At 74.0% G+C, this 16,110-nt stretch carries 11 protein-coding genes; 8 read left to right on the top strand and 3 right to left on the bottom strand.

All coding sequences use genetic code 11. The features are described 5' to 3' along the window. Position 1: 1 nt before the first annotated feature. The 4 genes from J3R08_RS14535 to J3R08_RS14550 all read left to right on the top strand — a co-directional run bounded on the left by J3R08_RS14535 (position 2) and on the right by J3R08_RS14550 (position 10,537). Positions 2–190: an MbtH family NRPS accessory protein gene (locus J3R08_RS14535; RefSeq protein ID WP_043324625.1), complete on the top strand. Its 189-nt coding sequence runs from the start codon at positions 2–4 to the stop codon at positions 188–190. Further along, positions 187–3,306: a non-ribosomal peptide synthetase gene (locus tag J3R08_RS14540; RefSeq protein WP_209961609.1), complete on the top strand. Its 3,120-nt coding sequence runs from the start codon at positions 187–189 to the stop codon at positions 3,304–3,306. Before J3R08_RS14535 ends, J3R08_RS14540 begins: the two co-directional genes overlap by 4 nt. After that, positions 3,306–8,792, top strand: a complete 5,487-nt coding sequence (locus J3R08_RS14545) for a non-ribosomal peptide synthetase/MFS transporter (RefSeq protein WP_209961611.1) — start codon at positions 3,306–3,308, stop codon at positions 8,790–8,792. Before J3R08_RS14540 ends, J3R08_RS14545 begins: the two co-directional genes overlap by 1 nt. A 95-nt stretch (positions 8,793–8,887) precedes the next feature. Next, a complete protein-coding gene (locus J3R08_RS14550; RefSeq protein WP_209961613.1) occupies positions 8,888–10,537 on the top strand; it encodes a DUF885 domain-containing protein in 1,650 nt (549 codons plus the stop codon). Here the strand turns inward: J3R08_RS14550 and J3R08_RS14555 are convergent. Next, positions 10,483–11,697 (bottom strand): hypothetical protein, encoded by a 1,215-nt coding sequence (locus J3R08_RS14555; protein ID WP_209961616.1) that lies wholly within the window; start codon positions 11,695–11,697, stop codon positions 10,483–10,485. The two genes, J3R08_RS14550 and J3R08_RS14555, sit on opposite strands and share 55 nt — an antisense overlap. Positions 11,698–11,740: 43 nt before the next feature. Beyond that, positions 11,741–12,253: an NUDIX hydrolase gene (locus J3R08_RS14560; protein ID WP_043324617.1), complete on the bottom strand. Its 513-nt coding sequence runs from the start codon at positions 12,251–12,253 to the stop codon at positions 11,741–11,743. A 146-nt stretch (positions 12,254–12,399) separates the two neighbouring features. Between J3R08_RS14560 and J3R08_RS14565 the strand changes: the two genes are divergently transcribed. Beyond that, positions 12,400–12,894: a type II toxin-antitoxin system PemK/MazF family toxin gene (locus tag J3R08_RS14565; protein WP_043324613.1), complete on the top strand. Its 495-nt coding sequence runs from the start codon at positions 12,400–12,402 to the stop codon at positions 12,892–12,894. A 123-nt stretch (positions 12,895–13,017) separates the two neighbouring features. Here J3R08_RS14565 and J3R08_RS14570 read toward each other — a convergent pair whose 3' ends face one another. Then, positions 13,018–13,653, bottom strand: a complete 636-nt coding sequence (locus tag J3R08_RS14570; protein WP_043324610.1) for a GGDEF domain-containing protein — start codon at positions 13,651–13,653, stop codon at positions 13,018–13,020. A 227-nt stretch (positions 13,654–13,880) separates the two neighbouring features. Between J3R08_RS14570 and J3R08_RS14575 the strand changes: the two genes are divergently transcribed. From J3R08_RS14575 to J3R08_RS14585, 3 genes are all read left to right on the top strand, one after another. After that, positions 13,881–14,138 carry a DUF397 domain-containing protein gene (locus J3R08_RS14575; protein WP_030502645.1) on the top strand — a complete coding sequence of 86 codons (258 nt, stop codon included), beginning with the start codon at positions 13,881–13,883 and terminating at the stop codon, positions 14,136–14,138. A gap of 102 nt (positions 14,139–14,240) precedes the next feature. Beyond that, positions 14,241–15,128 (top strand): helix-turn-helix transcriptional regulator, encoded by an 888-nt coding sequence (locus J3R08_RS14580; protein WP_043324606.1) that lies wholly within the window; start codon positions 14,241–14,243, stop codon positions 15,126–15,128. 75 nt (positions 15,129–15,203) lie between these two features. Then, on the top strand, positions 15,204–16,052 hold the full coding sequence (locus J3R08_RS14585; RefSeq protein WP_064446517.1) for an SAM-dependent methyltransferase: 849 nt from the start codon (positions 15,204–15,206) through the stop codon (positions 16,050–16,052). Positions 16,053–16,110 lie beyond the last annotated feature (58 nt).

Genomic DNA, 16,110 nt, shown 5'->3' on the forward strand with positions numbered 1-16,110 from the left:
CATGGCCGAATCCCGATTCCTGGTCGTCCGCAACGACGAGGAGCAGTACTCGATCTGGTCGGCCGACCGCGAGCTGCCCGCCGGCTGGCACGACACCGGCTTCGCCGGCAGCCGCGAGGAGTGCCTGGCCCACGTGGACGAGGTCTGGACCGACATGCGTCCCCGCTCGGTGCGCGAGGCCCTCTCATGACCCAGGAGTGGACGTTCCCGGCCTCCTACGCCCAGGAGCGGGTGTGGATGGCCAACCAGCTCGACGCCGGGTCGCCGGTGTTCAACGTCTCCTTCCCGTGGATGTTCCCCGCCGACGTGGACGCCGAGACGGCCGGCGACGTGGTCAACCGGGTGATCGCCCGGCACGAGGCGCTGCGTACCCACCTGCGGGTCGACGACGGCGCGCTGGTGCAGGTCGTGCGCGCCCACGAGCCGGCGCCGCTGCCCGTCACCGACGTCACCCATCTGCCCGCCGGTGAGCAGCGCGGCGAGTTCGAGCGGATCCGCGGCGAGATGGCGCGCGCCCCGATCCCGATGGACGCCGCGCCGCTGTGGCGGGCCCGGCTGATCCGCATGGAGGACGGGCTCGCGCTGGCGTTCGTGGCGCACCACGCCGTCTTCGACAGCCACTCGGCGGTGCTGTTCCACCACGAACTGGTCGCGTTCTGCGAGGCCGCGCGCACCGGCGCCGAGCCCGCCGTGCCCGAGCTGCCCATCCAGTACGCCGACTTCGCGGTCTGGCAGCGCCAGCAGCTCACCGGCGAGGAACTGGACCGGCAGCTCGCCTTCTGGACCGGCCACCTGGCCGGAGCGCCGCCGGTGATCGGCCTGCCGCTGGACCGGCCCCGTCCGGGCCAGCTCGGGTTCGCCGGTGACGAGGTGCGCTTCACGCTGCCCGACGGGCTGCTGGACCGGATCGGCACGCTGGCCACCGGGGCGCAGGCCACCCCGTACATGGTGCTGCTGGCCGGTTTCGCGGCGCTGCTGTCGCGGATCTCCGGCGACACCGACGTGGTGGTCGGGGTGGCCACCGCGGGCCGCGACAACCCGGAGCTGGCACCGCTGATCGGCATGTTCGTCAACCCGGTGGCGCTGCGCTGCGACGTCTCCGGCGACCCGGCGTTCGCGGCGCTGCTCGGCCGGATCCGCAACGGCCTGATCGACGCCATGGAGCACGGCCAGGCGCCGTTCCAGAAGATCGTCGAGGCGGTCGACCCGCAGCGGGACCCGTCGGTGCAGCCGATCTTCCAGACCGCCCTGAACTGGATCCCGGACTCCGGCCTCGACCCGGTGGAGCTGGGCACCACGAAGGACGACCTGGCCTTCGACATCACCACCGGGGAGTGCCGCCTGGTCTACCGGACCGAGCTGTTCGACCGGGAGACCGCCGAGGCGGTGGTACGCCGCTACGTGCGGCTGCTCGCCGCCGCCGTCGCCGAGCCGCAGCGCACCGTCGCCGCGCTGCCGCTGCTCACCGACGACGAACATGACCTGGTGCTGGGCGCCTGGAACGACACCGCCCACGACGTGCCGGCGACCACTGTGGTCGACGAGGTGCAGCGGCAGGCCGCCGCCACCCCGGACGAGCCGGCGCTGGTCTGCGACGGCGCGACGCTGCGCTACGCCGAGCTGAACACCGCCGCGAACCGGCTGGCCCGGCTGCTGGTGGCGCGCGGGGCCGGCCCGGAGACCCGGGTCGCGCTGGCCCTGCCCCGCTCCTGCGACCTCGTCGTGGCGATGCTCGCCGTGCTGAAGGCCGGCGCCGCGTACGTGCCGGTGGACACCACGTACCCGGCCGGGCGGATCGCGTACCTGCTCACCGACGCCGCGCCCGCGCTGGTGGTGGCCGACCCGGACACCGCCGCCCTGGTGCCCGGCGACGCGCTGGTGCTCGACGGTGAGGTCGGCTCCGACCAGCCCGGCGACGACCTCACCGACGCCGACCGGGTCGCCCCGCTGCGCCCCGAACACCCCGCGTACGTGCTCTACACCTCCGGCTCCACCGGCCGGCCCAAGGGCGTGGTGGTCGAGCACCGGGCGGTGACGGCGTACCTGGCCTGGGCCCGGGCCACCTACCCGGGGCTTTCCGGGGTGGCGCTGCTGCACTCGCCGGTCTCGTTCGACCTCACCGTCACCGGCCTGCTCGGCACGCTCACCGCAGGCGGCACGGTACGGCTCGCCGCGATCGACGAGCCCGCCGCCCGCGCCGGTGGGCGGCCGACCTTCCTCAAGGTCACGCCGAGCCACCTGCCGCTGCTCGACGGCGAGCTGTCACCGACGACCGACCTGGTCATCGGCGGCGAGGCGCTGACCGGGGAGCAGCTCGCCGCCTGGCGGGCCGCGCACCCCGACGTGGCGGTGATCAACGAGTACGGCCCGACCGAGGCCACTGTGGGCTGCGTCGCGGCCCGCATCGCCCCCGGCGAGCCGGTCGGGTCCGGCCCGGTGCCGATCGGCACGCCCACCTGGAACACCCGGGCGCTGCTGCTCGACACCGCGCTGCGCCCGGTGCCGCCGGGCGTGGTGGGGGAGCTGTACGTCACCGGCACGCAGCTCGCCCGCGGCTACCACGAGCGGCCCGGCCTGACCGCCGAGCGGTTCCTGCCCTGCCCGTACGGTCCGCCCGGCGCCCGGATGTACGCCACCGGCGACCTGGCCCGCTGGCGCGCCGACGGCACGCTGGACTACCTGGGCCGCCGCGACGACCAGGTCAAGGTGCGCGGCATGCGGATCGAGCTGGGCGAGGTCGAGGCGGCGCTGCTGGCCCACCCGGACGTACGGGCCGCCGCCGCGGCGGTCCGCGCCGACGGCGGCGAGCCGATGCTCGTCGGCTACCTGGTGGGCCCGGCCCACGAGGACTCGGTCCGCGCCGAACTGGCCCGCGAGCTGCCGGCGCACCTGGTGCCGGCCGCCCTGGTCCGGCTGGACGCGCTGCCGCTGACCCCGAACGGCAAGCTGGACCGCGCCGCGCTGCCCGCCCCGGCGACGGCCGAGACGGCGCAGGACAGCTACGTCGCGCCCCGCACCGAGGCCGAGGCCCTGGTCGCCGAGGTGTACGCCGACATCCTCCAGGTGGAGAAGGTCGGCGCGCACGACGACTTCTTCGCCCTCGGTGGCAACTCGCTGCGCGGCATGCGGGCGATGGCCCGCATCCGTGCCGAGGTGGACGTGGAGCTGCCCATGCGGGCGCTGTTCAGCAGCCCCGTGGTGGCGGACCTGGCCGCCCAGATCGAACAGCGGATCGCCGCCGAGCTCGACGGCCTCTCCGACACCGAGGTCGCCGCGCTGCTCGCGGCGGAAGAGGGAACCAACTGATGACCGACCTGAAGGATCCGGCCCGCGAGGCGGCCCGGCAGGCGCTGATCGCCCGACGGCTACGCGCCCGCCAGACCGCAACCGCGGCCCGGATCGCCCCCCGCCCGGCCGGCGCCGAGGTGCCGCTGTCCTACGCCCAGGAGCGGGTCTGGTTCATGGACCAGCTCGCCCCGGGCGAGGCGGCGTACCACATCGCGGTGCCGCTGCGGGTGCGTGGACCGCTCGACGTGGACGCGCTGCGCGCCGCCCTGACCGCGCTCGCGGACCGGCACGAGTCGCAGCGCACCCGCTTCCCGGCCGACGCCGACGGCCGCCCCACGGTGGTGATCGCGGACACCGCGGACGTGCCGCTGACGGTGGTGGACGCGCCCGACGAGGCCGCCGCGCAGGTGCTGGTCGAGGCGGCGGCGGCCGAGCCGTTCGACCTCGCCGAGGGGCCGCTGCTGCGGGCCCTGCTGATCCGGCTCGCCGCCGACGACCACGTGCTGTTCCTGGCCCAGCACCACATCGTCGGCGACGGCTGGTCGGTGGACGTGCTGCTGCGTGACCTGATCACGCTCTACCGGGGCGGCGAGCCGCCCGCCCTGCCGATCCAGTACGGCGACTTCGCCGTCTGGGAGGCCCAGGAGCTGGACGGCCCGCAGGCGCGGGCGCACGTCGACTACTGGAAGCAGCGGCTGGCCGGCATCACCCCGCTGGAACTGCCGCTGGACCGGCCCCGCCCGGCCACCCAGACCTACCGGGGCGACTTCGTCGAGTTCCAGCTCGACCCGGCCGCCACCGAGGCGCTCAACACGCTCACCCGCGACAGCGGCGGCACGCTGTTCATGACGTTGCTCGCCGCGTACCAGGTGCTGCTGGCCCGGCACTCCGGCCAGGACGACTTCGCCATCGGCGCGTCGGTCGCCGGACGGTCCGCGCCGGAGCTGGAGAACCTCGTCGGCATGTTCATCAACATGCTGCCGCTGCGCGCCGACCTGGGCGACGACCCGACCTTCGCCGAGCTGCTGGAGCGCACCCGCCGCACCGTGCTGGACGGTTTCGAGCACGCCGAGGTGCCGTTCGCCAAGGTCGTGCACGAGCTGGGCCTGCCGCGCGACGTCAGCCGCTCCCCGGTGTTCCAGGCCATGTTCGTGCTGCAGAACTACGAGATGGGCCGGTTCACCGGCGTGTCCCGCACCGACGAGGTCACGTTCACCTGGACCCCGATGGAGTTGCGGGCCACCCGGTTCGACTTCGAGCTGCACGCGGTCGAGACCGTCGACGGGCTCTGGGGCAAGCTGGTCTTCAACACCGACCTGTTCGACCGGGCCACCGTGGAGCGGATGGCGCAGCGGTGGACCGCCCTGCTGGACGCGGTCGTCGCCGCGCCGGACACCCCGGTCTCCCGGCTGCCGCTGCTGCCCGCCGCCGAGCGGGAGCTGCTGGCCGCCTGGAATGACACCAGCGCGGACTTCCCGCGCGCCGAGACGCTGCACGGCCCGATCGAGGAGCGCGCCGCGGCCACCCCGGACGCGGTGGCGGTCACCATCGACGGCCACAGCCGCACGTACGCCGAGCTGAACGCGCAGGCCAACCGCGTCGCGCACCGGCTGCGCGCGGCCGGCGTCGGCCCGGAGACCCTGGTCGGGGTCTGCGCGGAACGCTCGGTGGAACTGGTCGCCGGGCTGCTCGGCGTGCTCAAGGCCGGCGGCGCGTACCTGCCGCTGGACCCGGAGTACCCGGCCGACCGGCTCGCGTTCATGGTCGGCGACGCGGACGCGCCGGTGGTGCTGGTCCAGTCGCACCTGCGCGACGTGCTGCCCGACACCGGCGCCACGGTGCTCGAACTGGACGACGCCACCGTGTGGAGCGGTCAGCCCGACACCGACCCGGCGCCGGCCGCCGGGCCGGAGCACCTGGCGTACGTCATCTACACCTCCGGCTCCACCGGCCGCCCGAAGGGCGTGCCGAACACGCACCGGGGCATCGTCAACCGGCTCGACTGGATGCAGAAGACGTACCGCCTCGGCGCCGACGACGCGGTGCTCCAGAAGACCCCGGCGAGCTTCGACGTGTCGGTGTGGGAGTTCTTCTGGCCGCTGCGCACCGGCGCGCGCCTGGTGCTGGCCAAGCCGGGCGGCCACAAGGACGCCGGCTACCTGCGTGACCTGCTGGTGTCCGAGCGGATCACCACCGCCCACTTCGTACCGTCGATGCTCACCGTCTTCCTCGCCGAGGACGGCGTGGAGGCGGCCACCGCGCTGCGCCGGGTGATCTGCTCCGGCGAGGAGCTGCCGCTGGCCTCGGCGGCCGACTTCACCGCCCGGCTGCCCTGGTGCGGCCTGCACAACCTGTACGGCCCGACCGAGGCGGCCATCGACGTGACCGCCTGGGCGTGCGAGCCGGACCGGCTGGCGCAGGTGACGAGCGTGCCGATCGGCGCGCCGATCGCCAACCTGCGGCTGCACGTGCTCGACCCGTCCGGCGCCCAGTGCCCGGTCGGGGTGGCCGGTGAGCTGCACATCGGCGGTGTCGGGCTGGCCCGCGGCTACCACCGCCGGCCGGCGCTGACCGCGGAGAAGTTCGTCCCCGACCCGTTCTCCGCCGAACCGAGCGCCCGCCTCTACCGCACCGGTGACCTCGCCCGCTGGGTGATCGGCCCGGACGGCGCCGGGGTGATCGAGTTCCTGGGCCGCATCGACCACCAGGTCAAGCTGCGCGGCCTGCGCATCGAGCTGGGCGAGATCGAGAGCGCGCTGCGCGAGCAGCCGGGCGTCACCGAGGCCACGGTGATCGTCCGGGAGGACAGCCCGGGCGACAAGCGGCTCACCGCGTACCTGGTGGGGGCGGCCGAGCACGCCGCGCTGAAGGCGGCGCTGAAGGACACGCTGCCCGAGTACATGGTGCCGGCCGCGTTCGTCACGCTCGACGCGCTGCCGCTGACCCCGAACGGCAAGCTGGACCGCAAGGCGCTGCCCGCGCCGGTGGTCACCCGCGAGGCGTCGGTGGCGCTGGTCGAGCCGCGCGACGACACCGAGCGGGCGCTGGCCGCGATCTGGTCCGAGGTGCTCGGCGTGGACACGCTGGGCATCGACGACGACTTCTTCGACCTGGGCGGGCACTCGATGCTCGCCACCCAGGTGGTCGCGAAGATCCGCAAGGCGGAGCTGGGCGGCCGGGCGGTCGGCGTGATGGACCTGTTCCAGCAGCGCACCATCCGCGACCTGGCCGCGTTCATCTCCGGCGACGCCGCCCAGGAGGGGCCGCGCCGGCTGCTCTACGAGCTGACCAAGCCGATCCCGGCGGGCAAGCGGGTGCTGACGTACGTCTGCGTGCCGTACGGCGGCGGCAGCGCCATCGTCTACCAGCCGCTGGCCGACGCGCTGCCGGCCGGGTACGGGCTGTGGTCGCTGGCCATCCCCGGCCACGACGTCGGCCTCACCGAGGACGCGCTGCCGTTCGAGGAGCTGACCAGCCGGGTCGCCGACGAGATCCTGGAGCGGGTCGAGGGACCGATCGCCCTGTACGGCCACTGCGGCGTGGGCAGCGCGATCGTCGCCGAGGTGGCCCGCAAGGTCGAGGCGTCCGGCCGGGACCTGGAGGCCGTCTACATCGGCGCGATGTTCCCGTTCGCCCGCCCCAAGGGCGTCTTCTCGGCGGCCCGCAACAAGCTGGAGCAACTGCGCAGCAACAAGCACTACGCGAGCTGGCTCAAGTCGATGGGCGTGGACACCGACGAGCTGGACCCGGAGCAGGCCGACCGGATCATCAGCAACATGCGGGCCGACTCCCGCGCCTCGGAGGAGTACTTCACCCGGCTGCTGGACAAGCAGGCGACGAAGCTGCGCGCGCCGATCATCTCGGTGGTCGGCTCCGAGGACCCGGTTACCGACTACTACCGCGAGCGGTACACCGAGTGGCAGTTCCTCAGCGACACGCTCGGGCTGGTCGTGCTCGACCAGGCCGGTCACTTCTTCCTGAAGTACCGCGCCGAGGAACTGGCCGAGATCGTCACGCAGGCGCACCCGGCGGTGGTCGCCGGTGACATCGGCGCGCTGAGCCCGCAGGCGCGGGGTGAGGACGCCGGCTGGGCGGTGGCGGACACGCTGCGCGTGGGCGTGGCCCGCAAGGCCAGCACCGCGGTCAAGCCGAGCATGGGCCGCTTCCTGGCCATCACGGTCGGGCAGCTCGTCTCCAGCACCGGCTCCGCGCTCACCGCGTTCGCGCTGCCGATCTGGCTGTTCAACCGCACCGGCTCGGTGGCCGACCTCGGTCTGCTGTGGGCGCTGGCGCTGATCTGCGGCGTGCTCATGCTGCCGGTGGCCGGCGCGCTGGTGGACCGGGTCAGCCGCCGCCGGATCATGATGACGGCCAGCTGCTTCGCCGGCTCCATCCAGCTGGTGCTGGCCAGCCTGCTGTGGACCGACAACCTGGTGCTCTGGCACATCTACCTGCTGGTGGCGCTGAGTTCGGTGGCCGGATCGTTCCAGCGGATCGCGTTCCAGTCGGCGGTGCCGCAGCTGGTGCCCAAGCGCTACCTCGGGCACGCCATGGGCATCACCCAGCTGTCCACCGGTGTGGCCACGCTGCTCATGCCGGCGTTCGCGGCCGGCCTGCTCGCCACCATCGACCTGAAGGGCATCCTGCTCGTCGACGTGGCCAGCTACGTGCTCGCGGTGCTCACGCTCGCCGTGGTCCGCTTCCCGGACGCGCTCGGCTGGCGGCCCCGGGAGCGGCTGCTGGTGGCCATCGCCAACGGCATGCGCTACTCCTGGCGGCACCGCGGATTCCGGCTGATGCTCGGCTACTTCGCGCTGGGCAACATCTTCCTGGCGCCCGCGCTGGTGCTGATCACCCCGTTGGTGCTGTCGTTCGGCAGCCCCACCCAGGTCGCCCAGGTCGCGCTGGCCGAGGCGGTCGGCGCGGTGCTCGGCGGCATCCTCATGTCGCTGTGGGGCGGGCCGCGCAAGCGCCGCATGATCGGCGTGCTGATCGGCAACCTGGGCACCGCGATCGGCTGCATGCTGATCGGCCTGGACGCCTCGGTGGCGATGATCTGCGTCGGGTTCTGCTGGCTGGCCATGTCGATGACCACCGCGCAGTCGATCTACGCGACGATCGTCCAGGTGAAGGTGCCGCAGCGCTTCCACGGCCGGGTGTTCAGCCTCAACCAGACCATCTCCTGGTCCACGCTGCCGATCGGGTTCGCGCTGCTCGCGCCGGGCGCCACCGCGCTGTTCGAGCCGATGCTCGCACCGGGCGGGGCGCTGGCCGGCACGGTGGGGGCGGTGATCGGCACCGGACCGGGCCGGGGCATCGGCTTCGCGTACATCTGTTTCGGCGCGGCGCTGGTCCTGGTCACGCTCGGCGGGTTCGCGATCCGGCTGCTGCGCCGCTTCGACATCGAGGTGGAGGATTCCCTGCCGGACGACCTGATCGGCGCCCAGGAGCGTGAGAAGCGTCTGGCCGCCAAGGCCGAGAGGAAGGAGCTCGTCTCGGTCTGACCTCGCCTCCCATCCGGTTGATCAAGGAGTTCGTGTCCTTTCCGGGCCTTCCGGCCGGCACGAACTCCTTGATCACCGGGGGTAGCATCGGTGCGATGGGCGAGGACGTCACCGACACGCTGCTGCGGGAGATGGGGCGCCTCGATCCGTGTGTGGCGGTGGTCGAGGCCGGTGAGCAGGACGTCGACGGGCTCACCGACTACAGCCCGGAGGGTCACCAGGCCCGCGCCGATCTCGCCGCGCGCGCCCTGCGCCGGATCGAGGCGCTGCCCGCCCCGAGCCCGCTGCACGAGCACCTCGCCGAACGGCTGCGCGCCCGGATCGCCTTCCACGACGCCGGGGAGGACCTGCGGGAACTGCACGTCGCGGCCACCGGCCCGCTCCAGCTCATCCGCCAGTGCGTCGAATCAGCGGTCCCGGGCCGCGACGCCGGGCGCGCGGCCTACGAGGACGGCTGGGCCCGCGTCGGCGCGCGCCAGGCCGCGATCCCGGCATCCCTGGACGGGTACGCCCGCAGCCTGCTGGTCGCCGCCGAACGTGGTCACCTGCCCACACGACGCCAGGTGGACCTGGTGACGCAGCGCTGCCGCACCTGGATCGACGAGGACACGGCGCTCGTGCAGCGCTACGGCGACGGGCCGCAGCGCGCGTCGTTGCAGGCGGCGGCGCGGGACGCGCGGGAGGCGTACCGGAGGTTCGCCACGACGCTCACCGCGGACCTCGCGCCGCTCGCGCGCGACGACGAGGCGTTCGGCCCGGCGCGGTACGCCCTCTGGGTGCGGACCTTCCTCGGCACGGAACCGGACCTGCGCGAGCTGTACGAGTGGGGCTGGGACGAGTTCACCGCCATCGAGGCGGACCTGGTCGCGGAGGCGAGAGCCCTGGGTGGCACGGTGCCCGAGGTGCTTCAACGGCTCGACCGCCCCGACGCGCCAGGTGTGCTGCGCAGCCGGGACGAGTTCGCCGCCTGGCTCCAGGAGCTGCTGGAGGCCACCACCGAGCGGATGCACGGCACGCACTTCGACATCCCCGCGCCGCTGCGCCGCATCGAGTCCCGGGTCACCACGTCGGGCGGCACCGCCTACATCGCGCCGTCGCGGGACCTGACCCGGCCGGGCCGGGTCTCGTGGCTGCTGCCCGACGGTCAGGAGCGCTTCCCGACCTGGTGGGCGTACAGCACCGCGTACCACGAGGGCGTCCCCGGCCACCACCTGCACCTCGGCTCGGAGGCGTGCCGGGGCGGCCCCGGGCAGCGGCTGAACCTGCTCGGCGGGCTCTCCGGCGCCCAGGAGGGCTGGGCCCTGTACGCCGAAGGGCTGATGGACGAACTCGGACTCTACGAGCAGCCGTGCGCCCGGCTGGGCCACCTGTTCATGCAGTTGCTGCGGGCGGCCCGGGTGGTGCTCGACATCGGCCTGCACCTGCGGCTGCCGATGCCGTCGGGCAGCGCGCCGTGGACGCCGCAGGCCGCGCTGGACCTGCTGCGCGACCGCTGCCACCAGGGCCCGTACGCGCCACTGGAAGTGGCCCGGTACCTGGGCCGGCCCGGGCAGGCGCTCACCTACAAGGTGGGGGAGCGGGTGTGGCGCGACGGACGCGCGGCGTTCCCCGGCGACCGGCGCGCGTTCCACAACCGGGCGCTGGAACTCGGCTCGCTGGGACTGGACCAGCTCGCGAGCGCGCTTCCCGCCTATCCGGCCTCGTCGGCGGGCAGCTCCTCCGGGTCGGCCACCCACGCGGAGTAGACAGGCAGCGCGTGCCACGGGCCGCCGGCCGGGTCGGTGGTCACCGCGACCACCGCGTACGGGTGACCGAAGCGCAGCTCCGCGACGCGGGCGACCCCCTCCGGCGGCAGCGCTGTCGCCCGGCCGAACGCGGTCACCGCGGCGGCCTCGAAGCCGTAGCGGCCGAACCGGGCCACCGCGGACTGCGCGGCGTCGAACCCCGGCCCGGTCAGGCCCAGCAGCTCGCCGAGTGCCTGCGCCGCCGCGTCGAAGCCGAACCCGGGCCTGGCCAGGTCGTGGCGGCTCTGCGCCGACCAGCACGGCAGCACCGCGGTGGCGCGTTCCTCCCGGCCGTCGTCCGCGTACGTCCGGGTCGGCTCCTCCCGCAGCGTCCACAGCGGCGTCTCTCCCAGCGGCAGGTCGAACAGCGATTGGCGGCCCGGCATGGAGTCCGGCAGGAGCGCGGCGGCGCTCGCGAGCTCCTGCGCGGCGGCCAGCACGTCGACGGCCGGCACGTCGGGCGCGGCGGCCACCGACACCACGAGCATCCCCGCGCCGTCGTCGCCGGTGCGGGCCGGCACCGCGTGCGCCGCCACGTCACCGGCCCGGTCGGTGGCCGCCACCCAGCACCGGTGCCCGAACGGCGGCGTACGCAGCACCCGGCTCAGCCGGCCCGACCAGGCGCTGCCCGCGCCCAGCTCCGCGCCGGGGGCGGTGTCGAACGGGTCGGCCCACGACACGCGGGTGGCCAGCGCGTTGGCCAGGAGCAGCAGCGTGTCCGGGGTGACGTCGACGGGGAAGCTGTCGATCAGCCCGCCGGTACGCTCCCGGGCCCAGCCGTCCAGCGTGGCCTGGTCGGGCAGCGGACCGCGTTCGGTGTTCTCCGGCAGCGCGGCCCGCCACGCGGCCAGCTCCGGCGCCGGAGCGCGCTCCCACAGCGCGGTGGCCGCAGCGACCATCGGGTGCGGCGCGGCGAGCAGCGCCCGGGCCTCCGCGGCGGCGTCGTCCGGGTCGGCGTCGAGCGCCTCGGCCAGCGCCGCCCGGGTCTCGCCGGTGGCGGCCGGGCCGGTCAGCGCCAGCAGCAGCCACGCGCCCAGCGGCGAGGCGACGTGGTGGGTGTCGCCGGCGGCGCGGTGCAGCCGCTCGGCGTAACGGGCCAGTGGTGCGTGCAGGGGAGTCACGGCTCCACTCTGCCCGCTCACGCGCCGGGTGGCACGCCCGCGCTCAGGACCACAGCTCGAACGGCTCGTCGATCTCCTCGCCGGCCAGGAACGCGGGCAGCAGTTCGGGCAGCCGCCCGGGATAGCAGCGCGGCCGCTCGGCGAGCACCTCGGCCAGCGGCCACCAGCGGAACCCGAAGTAGTCCTCCACCTCGTAGTCCAGCCGCAGCGCCTCGTCCACGTCCGGTCCGGGGCCGGGCAGCCGTACCGCCACGATCACCTCGTCCTGGAGGTGGCGGCGCTGCCGGTGCCGGAAGCTGGCCCGCCGCCGCCACGTCGGCGCGCCCACCTCGTCCGGACCGATCGCGATGCCGGTCTCCTCGCGCAGTTCGCGGACCGCCGCCTCCCGGTAGGTCTCGCCCGGGTCCAGCCCGCCGCCGGGTAGCTCCCACCACACGCCGAGGTCGGGGTGGTCCGGGTCGCGGGTGTGGAACAGCAGCAGGTGGTCGGTGGCGTCGAGCACGACCAGCCGCACCGCGCTGCGCTCGAACACCGGCAGATCATCGGGTAGCCGCACGCCCCCAGCGTAAGGAAGGGCCCCTTATTAACGCCTCCGGTAGTAGAGGGGCCCCCTATTAACAGGGGCATCCCGCACGGCACCGTCCACCCGACCGGGCGACCCGATTCCCGGGCGGTCGTACCCCGGCCGATAGGCTGCCCGCCGTGGCAGGTCTGTTGAAGAACGTGGCGTCGCGGCTCGGCCGGATCACCCGGGCTGTGCCCGCCCCGCCCCGCCCGGGCGCGCCGATCCCGGCTCAGGTCGCGCGCCGCCGGCAGGTCAACGCGCTGCAGCGCCGCGAGTTGTCGTACGCGCCGGAGCCGGACGGCCAGGCCGACCCGGGCGAGATCGTCTGGACGTGGGTGCCCTACGAGGACGACCCCCGCCAGGGCAAGGACCGCCCGGTGCTGGTGGTCGGACGGCACAGCCGCACCCTGTTCGGGCTGATGCTGTCCAGCCAGAGCGACCGGGACGGCCAGCGGCACTGGCTGGCGCTCGGCCCGGGGGAGTGGGACCGGGACAACCGGCCCTCCTGGGTGCGCCTGGACCGGGTGCTCACCATGCGCGAGGACAGCATCCGCCGCGAGGGCGCGGTGCTGGACCGGCCACGGTTCGACCGGGTCGGGCAGGCGCTGCGCGCCGGCTACGGCTGGCGCTGACCGCGCGCCCGGGACCCGCGCCAGCCAGGTAGCCGCGCCGGCCGGGAACGCGGACCGACCGGCCACGCTGATTGGCTGAGCACACGGACCGGCCGGGCACGTGGGCGCCCTGGGCCGGGCCGGTCAGTACTCCGCGACGAGCTGCCGGGTCGGGCGGGCCGCGCCGAGCGTCTTCGCCTCGTACATGGCGGCGTCGGCGCGGCACAGCGCGTCGGTGAGCTGCGTCGGGCAGTGCACCGGCGCGAGCCCGACCGAGGCGGTGACCTGGATGCTGCGCGCGCCCAGCGGGATGGGCGCGGCGAGCGCCTCGCAGAGCCGCCGCGTGGCGTGCTCGATCCACCGGCGGTCGGCCGTGGGGCTGGCCAGCAGGCCGGCGAACTCGTCGCCGCCGAGGCGGGCCACCAGGTTGTTGCCGGCGAACGCGGCGAGCCGCTGCGCGACGCTGATCAGCACCTGGTCGCCGGCGGCGTGCCCGTAGCGGTCGTTCACCTGCTTGAAGTTGTCCAGGTCGAGCACGACCGCTACCAGTGGCTGGCCGGCCGGGTCGGTGAGCAGGGTGGCGGCGAGCCGGAAGAACGCGCGGCGGTTGGGCAGGCCGGTGAGCGGGTCGTGGCTGGCCGCGTGCCGTTCGGCGGCCAGTTCGGCCTGGAGCAGCTCGATCTCGGCCTCGGCGCGTACGGCGCGGCGGCGCAACTGCCAGGCCGAGATGAGGGCCCCCGCGGCGGATATGCCGGAGGCGACGGTCATCGGATCCGGCACGCGCGTCCTCCTCACCGCAGTCCCCTAGCCGCGCGCGGCGGCATCCGGAGGCCGGGTTCGGGTCACCGAATGTGAGCGACCCGGCACACCGTACGTTTCGGCTATCATGCTCTCCGTCCATTGCAGATGCAATAGCAGATGCACGTGCATCTCACTCCTCAGTCGACAGACGTCGCCACCCACCGCTCCTCCCCGCGGCCTCGGCTGGCTCATCCCGAAGGACGCCCATGCAACAACCGCCGAACGGTGTGCCCGTGCCCGAGCTGCCCCCGATGCGCTGGTCGAAGAGTCGTCGCAGCAACCCCAGCGGCAACTGCGTCGAGTTGGCCGAGCTGCCCGGTGGCACCGGAATCGCGGTCCGAAACTCCCGGCACCCGGAGGGCCCGGCGCTGATCTACACAGTGGACGAGATCGCCGCCTTCGTGCTCGGCGCGCGCGACGGCGACTTCGACCACCTGATCCCGCCGTCCCGCACACGGGACTGATTAACCGCTCCGGAGGAGTTCACCTCACTGTCGGTTCATGGCATGCTTACTCGTCGGCCGGGGGGCGCCCGGCCGGGGCAGTCGGGATGCGAGGGCGGTCAGGTGGCGACGGTGCCCGTCGAGGGTGGTCCGACAAGCGGGCCCACCGTGCTGCGCATGTTGCTCGGTGGGCAGCTGCGGCGACTCCGTGAGAGGGCCGGGGTCAGCCGGGAGACGGCCGGCTGGGAGATCCGCTCCTCCGAGTCAAAGATCAGCCGGATGGAGCTGGGCCGCGTCGGCTTCAAGGAGCGCGACGTGGCCGACCTGCTCACGCTCTACGGCGTGACCGACGCCGGCGAGCGCGAGTCGCTGCTCAAGCTCGCCCGGGACGCGAACAGCCCCGGCTGGTGGCACCGCTACGGTGACGTGCTCCCCGCGTGGTTCCAGGCGTACCTGGGGCTGGAGGCCGCCGCCGCGCTGATCCGTACGTACGAGGTGCAGTTCGTGCCCGGGCTGCTGCAGACCGCCGCGTACGCCCGGCAGGTGATCCTGCTCGGGCACCGCGGCGCGTCGGCGGCGGAGCTGGACCGGCGGGTGGAGCTGCGGATGCAGCGCAAGGAGCTGCTGCGCCGCAGCAACCCGCCGCAGTTGTGGGCGGTGCTCGACGAGGCGGCGCTGCGCCGCCCGATCGGCGGGGCCGCGGTGATGCGCGAGCAGCTGGACGCGCTGATCGAGGCGACCGCCGCGCCGCACGTACGGCTGCAGATCGTCCCGTTCTCCGCCGGCGGGCACGCCGCGGCCAGCGGGGCCTTCAGCATCCTGCGCTTCGGCGACGCGGACCTGCCGGACATCGTCTACATCGAGCAGCTGACCAGCGCGATCTACCTGGACAAGCGCGACGACCTCGAGTTCTACGCCGAGGCGATGGAACGGCTGTGCGTGGAGGCCGCGCCGCCGGAGCGCACCCGTGAGCTGCTGGCCCGCCTCCGTGACGAGCTGTACCCGGCCTGACCGGGCCGGCGCTGGGCAGTACCATGATCCGCACCGGAGACAGTGGACGGTGGGACCCGAGTCGTGGAGGTGGCCTTGACCAGCGACGCAGCAGGGACGGCGCCCGTTTCCGGGCCGCTCGGCGACCGGATCGACACGACAGTGGCGCACCCCGCCCGCCGGTACAACTACTGGCTCGGTGGCAAGGACAACTTCCAGGCCGACCGGGACTCCGGCGACGCGATGGCCGCCCGGTTCCCGACCATCCGGATCAGCGCGCTGGAGAACCGGCGGTTCCTGCGCCGCGCGGTGCGTCACCTGGCGGGTGAGGCGGGCATCCGGCAGTTCCTGGACATCGGCACCGGCATACCCACCGCCGACAACACCCACGAGGTGGCGCAGGCGATCGACCCGCGCGCCCGGGTGGTGTACGTCGACAACGACCCGATCGTGCTGGCCCACGCCCGCGCGTTGCTGACCAGTTCGGCCGACGGCGTCACCGCCTACCTCGACGCGGACCTGCGCGACCCGGAGCGGATCCTGGCCCACCCGGACCTGCGCCGCACGCTCGACCTGTCCCAGCCGGTGGCGTTGATGCTGCTGGCGGTGCTGCACTTCGTGCCCGACGGCGAAGACCCGTACGCGCTGGTCGACACGCTTCTCGACGCGCTGCCCGCCGGCAGTTACCTGGCCGCCTCGCACGCCACCCACGACTACCTTCCGGCGGAGGTGGCCGCCGAGGCGAAGGCGGCGGCCCGGGGCGGTGGCCCGCACGGCGTGATCAACCTGCGCAGCCGGGAGGAGGTCGTACGCTTCTTCGACGGCCTCGAACTGGTCGAGCCGGGCATCTGCTCGGTGGCCGAGTGGCGCGCCGACGGCGAGCCGGAGCCGCGGCCGTCCGTGGTCGACGTCAGCATGTACGGCGGGGTCGCCCGCAAGCCCTGACTCGGGCGGAAGAATGCCGGAACACGGACGAAACGGGGGCGCGGGTTGGTGCGGCCGG

The organism is Micromonospora sp. HB375 (assembly GCF_017872985.1).
Lineage (GTDB): Bacteria > Actinomycetota > Actinomycetes > Mycobacteriales > Micromonosporaceae > Micromonospora > Micromonospora chalcea.